Origin of the sequence: Rhizobium sp. SG_E_25_P2 (genome assembly GCF_029892285.1) — a bacterium.
Lineage (GTDB): Bacteria > Pseudomonadota > Alphaproteobacteria > Rhizobiales > Rhizobiaceae > Rhizobium_E.
In genome coordinates this window covers 21,239-36,115 of the sequence record NZ_JARXVM010000023.1, presented here as the reverse complement: position 1 = coordinate 36,115, position 14,877 = coordinate 21,239, and the positions used below count along the sequence as shown (strand labels likewise).

Annotated in this window: 14 protein-coding genes; 13 read left to right on the top strand and 1 reads right to left on the bottom strand. The window is 61.5% G+C overall.

Features of this window, described 5'->3' with window-relative positions:
* The first annotated feature begins 4 nt into the window (after positions 1–4).
* Complete coding sequence (locus tag M2360_RS24030; protein WP_280777927.1) at positions 5–577, top strand: histidine phosphatase family protein; 573 nt, start codon at positions 5–7, stop codon at positions 575–577.
* 22 nt (positions 578–599) lie between these two features.
* Here M2360_RS24030 and M2360_RS24025 read toward each other — a convergent pair whose 3' ends face one another.
* Positions 600–1,133, bottom strand: a complete 534-nt coding sequence (locus tag M2360_RS24025) for a L,D-transpeptidase family protein (protein WP_280777926.1) — start codon at positions 1,131–1,133, stop codon at positions 600–602.
* Positions 1,134–1,281: 148 nt separating this feature from the next.
* Here M2360_RS24025 and M2360_RS24020 point away from each other — a divergent pair, with 148 nt between their 5' ends.
* The 12 genes from M2360_RS24020 to pyc all read left to right on the top strand — a co-directional run bounded on the left by M2360_RS24020 (position 1,282) and on the right by pyc (position 14,721).
* Positions 1,282–1,965 carry a response regulator transcription factor gene (locus M2360_RS24020; RefSeq protein WP_280777925.1) on the top strand — a complete coding sequence of 228 codons (684 nt, stop codon included), beginning with the start codon at positions 1,282–1,284 and terminating at the stop codon, positions 1,963–1,965.
* A gap of 13 nt (positions 1,966–1,978) precedes the next feature.
* Positions 1,979–2,434 carry a cyclic nucleotide-binding domain-containing protein gene (locus M2360_RS24015; RefSeq protein ID WP_280777924.1) on the top strand — a complete coding sequence of 152 codons (456 nt, stop codon included), beginning with the start codon at positions 1,979–1,981 and terminating at the stop codon, positions 2,432–2,434.
* Entirely contained in the window at positions 2,434–3,396 is a 963-nt protein-coding gene (locus M2360_RS24010; RefSeq protein ID WP_280777923.1) for a GlxA family transcriptional regulator, read from the top strand. Before M2360_RS24015 ends, M2360_RS24010 begins: the two co-directional genes overlap by 1 nt.
* 73 nt (positions 3,397–3,469) lie before the next feature.
* Positions 3,470–4,132: an XRE family transcriptional regulator gene (locus M2360_RS24005; protein ID WP_280777922.1), complete on the top strand. Its 663-nt coding sequence runs from the start codon at positions 3,470–3,472 to the stop codon at positions 4,130–4,132.
* Between the two features lie 75 nt (positions 4,133–4,207).
* A complete protein-coding gene (locus M2360_RS24000) occupies positions 4,208–5,113 on the top strand; it encodes a glutamine amidotransferase family protein (RefSeq protein ID WP_280777921.1) in 906 nt (301 codons plus the stop codon).
* A gap of 37 nt (positions 5,114–5,150) precedes the next feature.
* Positions 5,151–5,837: a GXGXG domain-containing protein gene (locus tag M2360_RS23995; RefSeq protein ID WP_280777920.1), complete on the top strand. Its 687-nt coding sequence runs from the start codon at positions 5,151–5,153 to the stop codon at positions 5,835–5,837.
* 15 nt (positions 5,838–5,852) lie between these two features.
* Complete coding sequence (locus tag M2360_RS23990) at positions 5,853–7,181, top strand: glutamate synthase-related protein (RefSeq protein WP_280777919.1); 1,329 nt, start codon at positions 5,853–5,855, stop codon at positions 7,179–7,181.
* Position 7,182: 1 nt separating this feature from the next.
* On the top strand, positions 7,183–7,644 hold the full coding sequence (locus tag M2360_RS23985) for an OsmC family protein (RefSeq protein WP_280777918.1): 462 nt from the start codon (positions 7,183–7,185) through the stop codon (positions 7,642–7,644).
* 32 nt (positions 7,645–7,676) lie between these two features.
* Positions 7,677–8,984, top strand: a complete 1,308-nt coding sequence (gene glnT, locus M2360_RS23980) for a type III glutamate--ammonia ligase (protein ID WP_280777917.1) — start codon at positions 7,677–7,679, stop codon at positions 8,982–8,984.
* A gap of 215 nt (positions 8,985–9,199) precedes the next feature.
* Positions 9,200–10,084, top strand: coding sequence for a formyltetrahydrofolate deformylase (gene purU, locus M2360_RS23975; protein ID WP_280777916.1), 885 nt, complete (start codon positions 9,200–9,202; stop codon positions 10,082–10,084).
* Between the two features lie 220 nt (positions 10,085–10,304).
* Complete coding sequence (locus M2360_RS23970; RefSeq protein ID WP_280777915.1) at positions 10,305–11,048, top strand: LuxR family transcriptional regulator; 744 nt, start codon at positions 10,305–10,307, stop codon at positions 11,046–11,048.
* Between the two features lie 214 nt (positions 11,049–11,262).
* On the top strand, positions 11,263–14,721 hold the full coding sequence (pyc, locus tag M2360_RS23965) for a pyruvate carboxylase (protein ID WP_280777914.1): 3,459 nt from the start codon (positions 11,263–11,265) through the stop codon (positions 14,719–14,721).
* Positions 14,722–14,877: the final 156 nt, after the last annotated feature.

Below are 14,877 nucleotides of genomic sequence, written 5' to 3'. Positions count from 1 at the left end.
ATCCATGACCCAGGTTCCCGACGAAACGTCGCCCGCCAGATCGGCGGGCCGGCCCTGCAAACGTTTGATCCTGTTGCGCCATGCCAAATCGGCCTGGCCCGACGGCGTCGACGACATCAACAGGCCGCTGGCCGATCGGGGCCGGCGCGCAGCGCCGCTGATGGGCGCCTATCTCGCCAAGCGGCGCCTGGCGCCGGAGGTCGTGCTGGTGTCGCCGGCGCGCCGCACGCAGGACACCTGGTCCCTGATCCGCAAACTGCTGCCGGGAGTCGTCGGCGCGCAGACCGACGACAGGATCTATGAGGCGAGCGCTGACACAATGTTGGCGGTGCTGCGCAAGACCGACGCCTCGGTTTCCAGCTTGATGATCATCGGCCATAATCCCGGACTCGAAGATCTCGCCCGCCTGCTGCTGGCCTCCCGCGAAGGCGAGCATGCCGAGCGTCTGCTGGAGAAATATCCGACTGCGGGGTTGGCCGTCTTCGATTTCGACGCGGCGGACTGGGCGGCGATCCAGCCAGGCAAGGGCCGTCTCAAGACATTCATGAGGCCGAAGTCGCTCGCCAAGAAGGACTGAGCGCCTTCCGAAAATCCGGACATCAGAGCACGCGCAGCACGGTCTGCGGCCCGATCAACGGCAGCAGCCGCTCCATGTCGCGGCGGCTGATCGCCACGCAGCCTTCGGTGGGACTATAGCCGGAGCGGGCCAGATGAAAGAAAATGGCGGAACCCGCCCCCTGCTTTCTGCTCGACACATTCCAATCCAGGACGAGACAGATGTCGTAGAGGCCGTCGCTCCGCATCATCTGCTCATGGCTTTTCCTGAACGGCGCGCGGACGGGCCTGTTATAATTGGCGTCGCCGGGGGCGTCGCACCACAACATCCAGCGCCGGATGGGCATGAGTTTCAGGCGGGACGGCGGCGGCGCGCCATGGTCGCGGCGATAGAAGCCGTGGAGAATCCGCATTGCGGCGATCGGGGTTGCGCCATCGCCCTCGCGTTTGCGGCTTGACCGGCCGGAGCGACCCAGCGCGGCATAAAAAGTGAGTGGTCCCGCCTGAAGGATCGCCCGGCGCGGATTGCCCGGCTGAGGACGCAGGATGATTTCTGCGAGCGGTTTTGACGGCATCATCGGCTCCAGGCGCGATTTTCACAGAGATTTGTGTTGCAGGTGATGTTTTTTCCGGAGCTAGGGAGAGGCGGAATCGCCCCGGCCTTGCCCTTGCTGCGTATTCTGACATACCAATCGATTGACTCGTTGCAAATGAGAGAACGACGCCATGAACGCCCGCACCCTTCTTCTCGTGGATGACGACCAGGATCTTCGCGAAGCGCTCGTCGAACAATTGTCGCTCTACGAGGAATTCCGCGTCGTCGAGGACGCCACCGCGGCAAAGGGCGTTCATACCGCGCGGTCCGAGCAGATCGATCTCCTGATCATGGATGTCGGCCTGCCTGACATGGACGGCCGCGAGGCGGTGAAACTGTTGCGCAAAAACGGCTTCAAGAGCCCGATTATCATGCTGACGGGACATGACACTGACGCCGACACGATCTTGGGCCTCGAGGCTGGCGCCAATGACTACGTCACCAAGCCCTTCCGGTTCGCGGTGCTGCTCGCCCGCATACGCGCCCAGCTCCGGCAATATGAACAGAGCGAGGACGCGACCTTCAATGTCGGCCCCTATCTGTTCAAGCCGGCGCAGAAGCTCTTGACCGATCAAGGCGGCAAGAAAATCCGGTTGACCGAGAAGGAAGCGGCGATCATCCGCTATCTGTTCCGCGCCGGCCAGAAATCGGTCAGCCGCGACGAATTGCTGGAAGAAGTCTGGGGCTACAATTCCGGCGTCACCACGCATACGCTGGAAACCCATGTTTACCGACTGCGCCAGAAAATCGAGCGTGACCCGTCCAATGCCGAAATTCTCGTGACCGAGAATGGCGGCTACAAGATCATTCCGTAAGGCAGGATAAGCTTTGGCGCTCAAGGACGATATCGCGCTGTTCCAGCGTCTCTCGATCTTCCGGGATCTGAGCGAAGATCATTTGCGTCTTCTGGCTTTCGGCGCCGAGCGCCGTCGCATCGAACCCGGGCGCATCCTGTTTCGACAGGGAGAAGCCGCCGACGGCGCCTATGTGGTGACGACCGGCCGCATCGACCTCATCCGCTATTCGCCATCGCTCGGCGAGCACAAGACCGGCGAAGCGGGTCCAGGATCGATGCTAACGGAAATCGCCATGGTGGCGGAAGTCGAACGACAATTTTCCGCCGTGGCGGCGGAGGCGAGTGAAGTCATCCGCATTTCCAGGGCGCTGTTTCATCGCATGCTGGAGGAATATCCAGACGTGGCCGTGTCGCTGGAGCGGCGGCTGCGCGAGAACTTCACAAAGCTGACCGCCGATCTGGAGGCCCTGTCGGCGAGGTTCACCTGATGACGCGGCGGGACGATCGCGACGACGCCTTCCGGATCGGCTTCCTGCTGCTGCCCGGCTTTGCGTTGATGTCCTTCGCCTCGGCGGTCGAACCCTTGCGCGCCGCAAACCTCCTGGCTGGCAAAACGCTGTATGAAATGCGCTTCTTCGGCGCAGACACGGAAATGGCCCAATCCTCCGTCGGCGTGCTGGCGCCCATCGAGCCGCCGCCGCGCTCGGCGCTGGAACTCGATCTTCTGCTGGTCGTGGCCGGCGGCGATCCGGCGCGCTATCTCGGCAACGTGGCCCTGGTCGGGTTTCTGCGCAGAATGGCGCGGTCCGGACTGGCGCTCGGCGGCATTTCGGGAGGCCCCTTCCTGCTGGCGGCGGCCGGCCTGCTCGCCGATCGCCGATTCACCGTGCATTGGGAACACGCTGCGGCGCTGAGCGAGCGCTGGCCGGACCTCATTCCCGAACGGGTCCGCTTCGTTATCGACCGCGACCGCATCACCTGCGGCGGCGGCGTGGCGCCGCTCGATTTGATGCATGCATTGATCGAGGATCGCCATGGCCCAGATTTCGCCCGAGCGGTCAGCGATTGGTTCCTGCACCGCCACGTCGATCCGCCCACCGGGCCGCAACGATCCTCGACTGCGGCGCGCTACGGCATCCGTCACGCCGGCCTGATCGCCGTCCTCGAACGCATGGAGGCTTCGGTGGAGGAACCGACCAGCCGCGCGGAAATGGCCCGGCTTGCCGGCGTCTCCGAACGCCATCTCGATCGGCTGTTCGCGGCCAATCTCAATTCCAGCTTCCAGCAGGAATATCTGCGCATCCGACTCGAACGCGGCCGTTCGCTGCTCCGGCAAAGCCCGATGAAGATCGCGGAAATCGCGCTGGCCTGCGGCTTTTCAGGCGCATCGCAATTCTCGCGGGCTTTTCGGCGCCTTTATGGAGAGAGTCCGAGCGGCGTGCGAAAATAGCGAATCCCTCTTTCCTGTGGCGGCGTATTCCTGCTAGGATTTTTCCTTTGAGGAAATTCGGAAAGCTCGCGGAATGACGACAGTCGAAACCGGCGATGACGGTTTGCCGTTTCAAAATCCGCATGCGGTGCGTGAAGATGCGCGAGAAAACAATCTTGAACGGGCCATCGGCCATGAAGTCAGGACATTGCGCAAGAAGCTGGGCATTACCGGCTCGGATCTCGCCAGCGCGACCGGAATTTCTCTGGGCATGTTGTCGAAGATCGAAAACGGCAACACGTCGCCTTCGCTCACCACGTTGCAATCTCTGGCTCAGGCGCTGGGCGTGCCGGTGACCGCCTTCTTCCGGCGCTTCGAGGAAAGCCGCAACGCGATGTTCGTGAAGGCGGGCGAAGGGGTGGAACTCGAACGCCGGGGAACCCGCGCCGGGCACCAGTATAATCTGCTCGGCCATATCGGCAACAACACGTCGGGCGTGGTGGTCGAGCCCTATCTGATCACCCTGACCACCGATTCCGATGTCTTCCCGACCTTCCAGCACGAGGGCCTCGAGTTTCTCTATATGCTGGAGGGCGAGGTTCACTACCGCCATGGCGACAGGCTCTATCCGATGGCCCCCGGCGACAGCCTGTTTTTCGACGCTGACGCGCCGCACGGGCCGGAAGTGCTCGTCAAGCTGCCGGCTCGTTATCTTTCTATCATTTCCTACCCGGAAAAAGCGCGCGGACGCCGGTAAATTTTCTTTCATACCAGTTGAACTAATTTCATGTGGGTGATATTCCTCCAGACATAGGAACTGGAGAATGAACCCATGTGCGGCATAGTTGGCCTCTTCATCAAAGACAAAAGCCTGGAGCCGGAACTCGGCGCCCTGCTTTCGGACATGCTGATCACCATGACCGATCGCGGCCCTGATTCAGCAGGCATCGCGATCTATGGCGGCGCGGCGAGCGGAAAAGCGAAGATCACCGTACAATCGGCCTCGCCCGAGACGGATTTCGCCGGCCTCGACGCCGATCTCGCCACGGCTGGCGTCACCGCCTCTGTCGTGCGCAAGAGCACGCATGCGGTGATCGAGGTGGCCCAGGCGGATCTGCCGCGCATGCGCGAGATCCTCAACGAGATCCGCCCTGACATCAGGCTGATGGGCTCGGGCGAATGCGTCGAGATCTACAAGGAAGTCGGACTGCCCAAGGATGTCGTCGCACGTTTTGGCGTGCGCGCCATGAAGGGCACGCATGGCATCGGCCATACCCGCATGGCCACCGAAAGCGCGGTCACCACGCTCGGCGCTCACCCTTTCTCGACCGGCGCCGACCAATGCCTGGTGCATAACGGTTCGCTGTCCAACCACAACAATCTCCGCCGCGAACTGATCCGCGAGGGCATGCGCTTCGAAACCCAGAACGATTCCGAAGTCGCCGCCGCCTATCTGACCGCCGAAATGGCCAAGGGCAAGGATCTCGGCGAGGCGCTGACCGGCGCGCTCGACGATCTCGATGGCTTCTTCACCTTCGTCGTCGGCACCAAGTCCGGTTTCGGCGTGGTGCGCGATCCCATCGCCTGCAAGCCCGCCGTGATGGCCGAGACGGACCAATATGTGGCCTTCGGCTCTGAATACCGCGCGCTCGTCAATCTGCCGGGTATCGAGAACGCCCGCGTTTGGGAGCCAGAGCCGGCAACCGTCTATTTCTGGGATCACGACAAGGCGGCCTGAGCCCGTCCGCGCTTCAAGACAGGAAAGTAAGAAATCCATGCCAGTATTCGATCTGTCGCAAACGCCGCTGCGCGATCTCAATCAGGCGCTGCACGGCCTCGCCGCCGGCGCCAACGACACCAATTTCGAAGTCATCAATCCGCGCGGCCATCATGCCGTGGCTGTCGGCATCGACAGTCCCGTCACCGTCGAGATCAAGGGCTCGGTCGGCTATTACTGCGCCGGCATGAATGACGGCGGGACCGTCACCGTGCACGGCTCGGCCGGCCCGGGCGTTGCGGAAAACATGATGAGCGGCGCCGTCTTCATCGAGGGCGACGCCAGCCAATATGCCGGAGCCACTGGCCGTGGCGGTCTACTGGTCATCAAGGGCAACGCCGCATCGCGCTGCGGCATCTCGATGAAGGGCATCGACATCGTCGTGCATGGCTCCATCGGCCATATGTCGGCTTTCATGGGCCAGTCGGGACATCTCGTGGTCTGCGGCGACGCCGGCGAAGCGCTGGGCGATTCGCTCTATGAGGCGAAGCTGTTCGTGCGCGGAACCGTCAAAAGCCTGGGCGCCGATTGCATCGAGAAGACCATGAAGCCCAAGCATCTCGAAAAGCTCGCCGAACTCCTGGCCAAGGCCGGCGTCACCGACGTCAAGCCGGAAGAGTTCAAGCGCTACGGCTCCGCCCGCAAGCTCTACAATTTCAACATCGACAATGCCGACGCATACTGATTGGCGAGGATCACGATGAGCTATCACAATCCCTATACCCCGCCGCGCAAGTCTGCGACCTTCGACGATTATACGCTGGCGGAAATCCGCCGCGCGGCCGCGACCGGCATCTATGATATCCGCGGCGCAGGCGCCAAGCGCAAGGTGCCGCATTTCGACGACCTGTTGTTCCTGGGCGCTTCGATCTCGCGCTATCCGCTCGAAGGCTATCGCGAAAAATGCGACACCTCGGTCGTTCTCGGCACGCGTTTCGCAAAGAAGCCGATCCATCTGAAGACGCCGATCACCATTGCCGGCATGAGCTTTGGCGCATTGTCCGGCAACGCCAAGGAAGCCTTGGGTCGCGGCGCGACGCTTGCGGGCACCTCCACCACCACGGGCGATGGCGGCATGACCGATGAGGAGCGCGGCCATTCGCAGACGCTGGTCTATCAGTATCTGCCCTCGCGCTATGGCATGAACCCAAAGGATTTGCGTCGCGCCGACGCCATCGAAGTCGTGGTCGGCCAGGGCGCCAAGCCCGGCGGCGGCGGCATGCTGCTGGGTCAGAAGATTTCCGATCGCGTCGCCACTATGCGCAATCTGCCCAAGGGCATCGACCAGCGCTCGGCCTGCCGTCATCCCGACTGGACCGGCCCCGACGATCTTGAAATCAAGATCCTGGAACTGCGCGAAATCACCGATTGGGAAAAGCCGATCTATATCAAGGTCGGCGGCGCACGCCCCTATTACGACACCGCGCTTGCGGTCAAAGCCGGCGCCGATGTCGTCGTGCTCGATGGCATGCAGGGCGGCACCGCCGCCACCCAGGACGTGTTCATCGAGAATGTCGGCATGCCGACGCTCGCCTGCATCCGTCCCGCCGTTCAGGCGCTGCAGGATTTGGGCATGCATCGCAAGGTGCAGCTGATCGTTTCGGGCGGCATCCGCTCGGGCGCCGATGTGGCGAAAGCCTTGGCGCTGGGCGCTGACGCCGTGGCCATCGGCACGGCAGCGCTCGTCGCCATCGGCGACAATGATCCGCATTGGGAAGAAGAATATCAGAAGCTCGGCTCGACCGCCGGCGCCTATGACGATTGGCACGAGGGCAAGGATCCCGCCGGCATCACCACCCAGGACCCGGAACTCGCCGCCCGACTCGATCCCATCGTCGCTGGTCGTCGCCTGGCCAACTATCTCAAGGTCATGACCCTGGAAGCCCAGACGATTGCCCGCGCCTGCGGCAAGAACAAGCTGACCAATCTGGAGCCCGAAGATCTCTGCGCGCTGACGATGGAAGCAGCCGCCATGGCGCAGGTGCCGCTGGCTGGCACCAGCTGGTATCCGGGCAAGGCCGGTTTCTGACATGGCGAGCTACACCGCCACGATCCTCTGGGAACGCGCAAAAAGCGAGGTGTTTTCGGACAGCCGCTTCAGTCGCGGCCATTCCTGGGCGTTCGATGGCGGTGTGGTTCTCAGGGCTTCGTCATCGCCGCATGTCGTGCCCCGTTTTTCCGACCCGGCAGGGGTGGATCCGGAAGAGGCCTTCGTGGCCAGCCTGTCCTCCTGCCATATGATGACCTTCCTGTACTTCGCGGCAAAGCGGGGACTGGTGGTCAACCGCTATGAAGATGTGGCCGAAGGCGTGATGGAAAAGAACGCCGCCGGCCGCTTCTGGGTCAGCCTCGTGACGCTCCGGCCCCGCATCGCTTGGGAGGGCAATGCGCCGGACGCGTCGATGATCGAGGATTTGCATCATCTGGCGCATGAGGAATGCTTCATCGCCAATTCGGTCCGCACCGAAGTCCGGTGCGAGCCGCAGGATTAAGGGCCAGAGAGCCTTCACATAGGGGAACTTGCATGACATCAGATCTCGAAAGCTGGGCCAAGGAGCGCGGCGTAAAATATTTCATGATCAGCTATACGGACCTGTTCGGCGCCCAGCGCGCCAAGCTCGTGCCGACCCAGGCGATCGCCGATATGCAGAAGGATGGCGCAGGCTTTGCCGGTTTCGCCACCTGGCTTGATCTGACGCCCGCCCATCCCGATCTCTTCGCTATGCCCGACCCGGCCTCCGCCATCCAGCTGCCCTGGAAGAAGGATGTGGCCTGGGTCGCCGCCGATTGCGTGATGGACGACAAGCCTGTCGATCAGGCGCCGCGCGTGATGCTGAAGAAGCTCGTCGCCGAAGCTGCTGAACTGGGCCTGCGCGTCAAGACCGGCGTGGAGCCCGAATTCTTCCTGATCACGCCGGATGGCGCAGCGATTTCCGATCCCGCCGACACGGCGGAAAAGCCCTGCTACGACCAGCAGGCGCTGTTGCGCCGCTATGACGTGATCGCCGAAATCTGCGATCACATGCTTGAGCTTGGCTGGAAGCCCTACCAGAACGACCATGAGGACGCCAACGGCCAGTTCGAGATGAACTGGGAGTATGACGACGCGCTGCTGACCGCCGACAAGCACTCCTTCTTCAAGTTCATGGTCAAGTCGGTCGCTGAAAAGCACGGGCTGCGCGCCACCTTCATGCCGAAGCCCTTCAAGGGCCTGACCGGCAATGGCTGCCACGCCCATATCTCGGTCTGGGATCTCGACGGCAAGACCAATGCATTCGCCGACAAGGCCATGCCGTTCGGCCTGTCCGCCAAGGGCAAGACCTTCCTCGGCGGCATCATGAAGCATGCCTCCGCGCTCGCCGCCGTCACCAATCCGACCGTCAATTCCTATAAGCGCATCAACGCGCCGCGCACGATTTCGGGCGCGACCTGGGCGCCGAACACCGTCACCTGGACCGGCAACAACCGCACCCATATGGTGCGCGTGCCCGGCCCCGGCCGGTTTGAGCTTCGCCTGCCCGATGGCGCGGTCAATCCTTATCTTCTGCAGGCGATTATCATCGCCGCCGGCCTCAGCGGTCTCAAGACCAATGCCGATCCCGGCCCGCATTATGATATCGACATGTATCGCGACGGCCATCTGGTCAAGGATGCGCCGCGCCTGCCGCTCAATCTGCTCGACGCCCTGCGCGAATATGAGAAAGACACCGTGCTGAAAAGCGCTCTGGGCGAGGCGTTCTCGGAAGCCTATCTCAAGCTCAAGCATCAGGAGTGGAACACCTATTGCGCCCAGTTCACCGAATGGGAAAAAGCAACCACGCTTGATATTTGACGGGCGGCATCAAACAGCTGTCGCAAACAGCAAACAGCGACATTTGAAAAGCCCTATTCTGCCCTCGTACCGGTAAGCGCTGTTGGCGGAGCCAAACAGGGGGCCCAGCCGTGACGAGGGCAAACTTGTCAGATGGGCCGGGCGGAGATATTGGCGGATTCTGGAAAGATCCGTCGCACAGACTAGACAAAGAACAGGCGTTCGAAAGGCCTCCCATGAAGAGCTATGTCCTCACTGTATCCTGCATTTCGACCCGAGGAATCGTGGCGGCGATTTCGGGTTTCCTCGCCGACAAGGGCTGCTACATCATCGACAGCTCGCAGTTCGACGATCTGGAAACCGGCATGTTCTTCATGCGCGTGACCTTCACCAGCCAGGAAGGCGCGACGATCGAGGAAATCGTCGAAGGCTTCGAGCCCGTGAAGGCGAAATTCGCGATGGTGTCGGAATTCCACGAGGGCGACGCCAAGATGAAGGTTCTGTTGATGGTGTCCCGCTTCGGGCACTGCCTCAACGATCTGCTCTATCGCTGGAAGATCGGCGCGCTGCCGATCGAGATCGTCGGCGTGGTCTCAAACCACTTCGATTATCAGAAGGTGGTCGTCAATCATGACATTCCCTTCCACCACGTCTCGGTCACCAAGGCCAACAAACCGGAGGCTGAAGCCCGGCTGATGGATATCGTGGTGCAGTCCGGCGCCGAACTCATCGTGCTCGCCCGCTACATGCAGGTGCTGTCGGATGATATCTGCAAGAAGATGTCGGGACGGATCATCAACATTCACCACTCGTTCCTGCCGAGCTTCAAGGGCGCCAACCCCTACAAGCAGGCCTTCGAACGCGGCGTCAAGCTGATTGGCGCGACCGCGCATTACGTCACCGCTGATCTCGACGAAGGTCCGATCATCGAGCAAGACGTTGCCCGCATCACCCACGCCCAATCGGCTGCCGACTATGTGTCGATCGGCCGCGACGTCGAGAGCCAGGTGCTGGCGCGGGCCATTCACGCCCATATCCATCACCGCGTGTTCATGAACGGCAACAGGACGATCGTGTTTCCGGCAAGCCCGGGCTCCTATGCGTCGGAACGCATGGGTTAACAGCAGCGCAGCCTGAAATTCCAGTTCAAACCCAGCCGCCGACGGGCTCCGTCGGCGGTTGTTTTTTTGCGGGTTAGGCTGGGGATAGCGCTATGCGAAAAATACGAATCGATGCGCTATGCGAGAAGTAGCAGTTTCTCCCGATTGAAAATTGTGGTTTCCTCGATTCGATTGCCGATTAGAAATCTTTAAAACAAAGCGAATCCGCACGGAGAAAGACTTGCGATTCACCGAGATCATGCATTTTCTCGTCACAATATCCGAAGTTCCCTCTTCGGAATTGCTGTCCGCCGAGATCGAACGAATTTTGAACGTTTACGGTTTCAAGTATTATTGTGTTTTTCATCAGCCGAAGCCTATCGAAAATGCTGAGGAACTCATCGTAGCCGCCAATTGGCCGCCTGAATGGGTCAAGCGTTACGTGGCCAAGAAATATATCGTCATGGACCCGACGATCCGTTTCCTGCTGCGCGCCAATCGCAGTTTCTCCTGGCGACAGGCCGTGGAAGCCTACACGGACAATCCACATTATCGCCGCATGAAGGCGATGATGTCGGACGGCAAGGCGCATGGCCTGACCTCCGGCTATATATTTCCCGTCTTTTCGCGCGCCGGCCTGATCGGCGCCACTACGATCGGCGGACCTGATGATATCGAGCTTTCTCCAGCCGAAGTCGCGCTGCTCGAGACCGCGTTCCGGAACGCCTATATCCGCTTTCTCGAACTCATCGGCGAGACGCCGACCGCTGCCGTGCAGCCGACAGCGGAGATCACCATGACCCATCGCGAGATCCAGGCGCTCAACAATCTCGCCGAGGGCCGGACATCCCCGGAAATCGGCGCAATTCTGAACGTCTCCTCCAACACGGTCGACTGGTATGTGGCGAGCCTGCAGGCCAAGCTGAAGGCGCGCAACCGAAACCATGCGGTGGCGCTGGCTTTCCGGCAGGGATTGATTACCTGAATCGATTTAAATTGTTTCTGACGATTGAGAGAATTCAAATTGAATTTCTGTGTGCGACGCGCTAGCCTCACTTAGCGCGCGCAACATTTTTCTGCCGTTCCGCACAAAATTCTTCGCCGGTAGGGGAAACCGGCGGCGCTGATTGAACAGGTCCACCGGCGCGGCAGAGATATCATGGGCGTGCACCACATCCGTGTCAGGAGGGACCTCGGCCTTGTCTATCAAGAAGATTCTCGTCGCCAATCGTTCAGAAATCGCCATCCGCATTTTTCGCGCCGCCAATGAACTGGGCCTGAAAACGGTGGCCATATGGGCCGAGGAAGACAAGCTGGCGCTGCACCGCTTCAAGGCCGACGAATCCTATCAGGTCGGGCGCGGCCCGCATCTGGAGCGGGATCTCGGTCCCATTGAGAGCTATCTGTCGATCGACGAAGTCATCCGCGTCGCCAAGCTGTCGGGCGCGGACGCCATCCATCCCGGCTACGGTCTGTTGTCGGAAAGCCCGGAATTCGCCGACGCCTGCGCGGACGCCGGCATCATCTTCATCGGCCCCAGACCCGACACGATGCGCCAGCTGGGCAACAAGGTTGCGGCCCGTAATCTCGCCATTTCCATCGGCGTGCCGGTGGTGCCCGCCACCGATCCGCTTCCGGATGATCCGCAGGAAATCATGCGGCTGGCTGAAACCATCGGTTATCCGGTGATGCTCAAGGCCTCCTGGGGCGGCGGCGGGCGCGGCATGCGCGCCATTCGCGATCCCAAGGATCTGCTGCGCGAAGTCACTGAAGGCAAGCGCGAGGCCAAGGCCGCCTTCGGCAAGGACGAAGTCTATCTCGAAAAGCTGGTCGAGCGCGCCCGTCACGTTGAAAGCCAGGTGCTGGGCGATACGCATGGCAATGTCGTGCATCTGTTCGAGCGCGATTGCTCGATCCAGCGCCGCAACCAGAAAGTCGTCGAGCGCGCGCCCGCGCCCTATCTGTCTGACGCGCAGCGCCAGGAACTGGCCTCCTATTCGCTCCGGATCGCCGAAGCCACCAGCTATGTCGGCGCAGGCACCGTCGAATATCTGATGGACGCCGACACAGGCAAATTCTACTTCATCGAGGTCAATCCGCGCATCCAGGTCGAGCATACCGTCACCGAGCAGGTGACCGGCATCGATATCGTCAAGGCGCAGATCCATATTCTCGATGGCTTCGCCATCGGCACGCCCGAATCCGGCGTGCCGGCGCAGGAGGATATTCACCTCAACGGCCACGCCCTGCAGTGCCGCATCACCACCGAGGATCCCGAACAGAATTTCATTCCCGACTATGGCCGCATCACCGCCTATCGCGGCGCGACCGGCTTCGGCATTCGTCTCGATGGCGGCACCGCCTATTCCGGCGCGTTCATCACCCGCTATTACGATCCGCTCTTGGAAAAGGTGACAGCCTGGGCGCCGACGCCGATCGAGGCGATCCACCGCATGCATCGCGCGCTGCGCGAATTCCGCATCCGCGGGGTTGCGACCAACCTGACCTTCCTGGAAGCGATCATCAGCCATCCCGCTTTCCAGAGCAACAGCTATACGACGCGCTTCATCGACACGACGCCGGAACTGTTCCAGCAGGTCAAGCGCCAGGACCGCGCCACCAAGCTTCTGACCTATATTGCCGACGTCACGGTCAACGGCCATCCGGAAGTGAAGGGTCGCGCCAAGCCGCCGAAGGATGCGGCCGCGCCGGTGATCCCGTTCTGCGATCTGCCGCAACAGCCGGGCACCAAGCAACTGCTCGACGAACTCGGCCCGAAGAAATTCGCCGACTGGATGGTCGCCCAGAAGCGCGTGCTCATGACCGACACGACCATGCGCGACGGCCATCAGTCGCTGCTCGCGACCCGCATGCGCACCTATGACATCGCGGCCATCGCCGGCACTTACTCCAAGGCGCTGCCGAACCTGTTCTCGCTGGAATGCTGGGGCGGGGCGACCTTCGACGTCGCCATGCGCTTCCTGACCGAAGATCCCTGGGAGCGCCTGTCGCTGATCCGCCAGAACGCGCCGAATTTCCTGCTGCAGATGCTGCTGCGCGGCGCCAACGGCGTCGGCTACAAGAATTACCCTGACAATGTGGTCAAATACTTCGTCCGGAACGCGGCCAAAGGCGGCATCGACCTCTTCCGCGTGTTCGACTGCCTGAACTGGGTCGAGAACATGCGTGTCTCGATGGACGCGGTGATCGAGGAGAACAAGCTCTGCGAGGCAGTGATCTGCTACACCGGCGACATCCTGAATTCCGCGCGTCCGAAATACGACCTCAAATATTATGTCGATCTCGCCAAGCAGTTGGAAAAGGCGGGCGCGCATATCATCGCCGTCAAGGACATGGCGGGCCTGCTCAAGCCGGCCGCCGCCCGCGTGCTGTTCCGCGAACTCAAGCAGGCGACGTCGCTGCCGATCCATTTCCACACCCATGACACGTCGGGCATCTCGGCCGCCACCGTGCTCGCGGCGGTCGAAGCGGGCGTCGATGCGGTGGATGCGGCCATGGACGCGTTCTCCGGCAACACCTCGCAGCCCTGCCTCGGCTCGATCGTCGAGGCGCTCTCGGGCACCGAGCGCGATCCGGGTCTCGATCCCGCCTGGATCCGCCGTATTTCCTTCTATTGGGAAGCGGTGCGCAACCAGTACGCCGCCTTCGAGAGCGATCTCAAGGGGCCGGCATCCGAAGTCTATCTGCATGAAATGCCGGGCGGCCAGTTCACCAATCTCAAGGAGCAGGCCCGTTCGCTGGGTCTCGAGACCAAGTGGCACAAGGTGGCCCAGGCCTATGCCGACGCCAACCAGATGTTCGGCGACATCGTCAAAGTGACGCCGTCCTCCAAGGTTGTGGGCGATATGGCGCTGATGATGGTCAGCCAGGATTTGACCGTGGCCGACGTCGTCGATCCGGGCAAGGAGATCTCCTTTCCGGAATCGGTCGTCTCCATGCTCAAGGGCGATCTTGGTCAGCCGCCGTCTGGCTGGCCCGAAGCGTTGCAGAAGAAGGCGCTGAAGGGCGACAAGCCCTATACGGTGCGTCCGGGCTCGCTGTTGCCCGACGCCGATCTCGACAAGGAGCGGGCTGACATCGAGGCCAAGCTCGAGCGCAAGATCAGCGATTTCGAATTCGCCTCCTATCTGATGTATCCCAAGGTGTTCACCGATTTCGCCATCGCCCAGGATCAGTATGGCCCGGTCTCGGTTCTGCCGACGCCGAACTACTTCTACGGTCTGCCGCCGGGCGAAGAACTGTTTGCCGACATCGAGCAGGGCAAGACCCTGGTCGTGCTCAATCAGGCGATCGGCGAGACCAACCAGAAGGGCCTGGTGACGGTGTTCTTCGAACTCAACGGCCAGCCGCGCCGCATCAAGGTTCCGAACCGAGCCCAGGGCGCCGCCAATGGCGCTGTGCGCCGCAAGGCGGAAGCCGGCAACGCCGCCCATCTCGGCGCGCCAATGCCGGGCGTGGTGTCGGCGGTTGCGGTTGCCGCCGGCCAGGCGGTCAAGGCCGGTGATGTCCTGCTGTCGATCGAAGCCATGAAGATGGAAACGGCGCTGCACGCCGAAAGGGATGGGACAATCGCCGAAATTTTCGTCCGGGCCGGCGACCAGATCGACGCCAAGGATTTGCTGATCGTCTTCGGCTGATCGCGACATCTCGAACAGGGCGCTCAGCGCCCTGTTCTCCCAGAATGGTTGCCGAGACATAACGATTTCTTTACGTCGAATCTGAAAAGGATTCGGATTATTCGCTAAAATTTGAGTCGATTTAAACCGAATTAAGGCTTTCCAGCTAGCGTTCTC

What these genes read in the sequence shown, in the direction of transcription:
- M2360_RS24030 (WP_280777927.1), top strand. Translation starts at nt 5, where the DNA reads ATGACCCAGGTTCCCGACGAAACGTCGCCCGCCAGATCGGCGGGCCGG.
- M2360_RS24025 (WP_280777926.1), bottom strand. Translation starts at nt 1,133, where the DNA reads ATGATGCCGTCAAAACCGCTCGCAGAAATCATCCTGCGTCCTCAGCCG.
- M2360_RS24020 (WP_280777925.1), top strand. Translation starts at nt 1,282, where the DNA reads ATGAACGCCCGCACCCTTCTTCTCGTGGATGACGACCAGGATCTTCGC.
- M2360_RS24010 (WP_280777923.1), top strand. Translation starts at nt 2,434, where the DNA reads ATGACGCGGCGGGACGATCGCGACGACGCCTTCCGGATCGGCTTCCTG.
- M2360_RS24005 (WP_280777922.1), top strand. Translation starts at nt 3,470, where the DNA reads ATGACGACAGTCGAAACCGGCGATGACGGTTTGCCGTTTCAAAATCCG.
- M2360_RS24000 (WP_280777921.1), top strand. Translation starts at nt 4,208, where the DNA reads ATGTGCGGCATAGTTGGCCTCTTCATCAAAGACAAAAGCCTGGAGCCG.
- M2360_RS23995 (WP_280777920.1), top strand. Translation starts at nt 5,151, where the DNA reads ATGCCAGTATTCGATCTGTCGCAAACGCCGCTGCGCGATCTCAATCAG.
- M2360_RS23990 (WP_280777919.1), top strand. Translation starts at nt 5,853, where the DNA reads ATGAGCTATCACAATCCCTATACCCCGCCGCGCAAGTCTGCGACCTTC.
- M2360_RS23985 (WP_280777918.1), top strand. Translation starts at nt 7,183, where the DNA reads ATGGCGAGCTACACCGCCACGATCCTCTGGGAACGCGCAAAAAGCGAG.
- glnT (WP_280777917.1), top strand. Translation starts at nt 7,677, where the DNA reads ATGACATCAGATCTCGAAAGCTGGGCCAAGGAGCGCGGCGTAAAATAT.
- purU (WP_280777916.1), top strand. Translation starts at nt 9,200, where the DNA reads ATGAAGAGCTATGTCCTCACTGTATCCTGCATTTCGACCCGAGGAATC.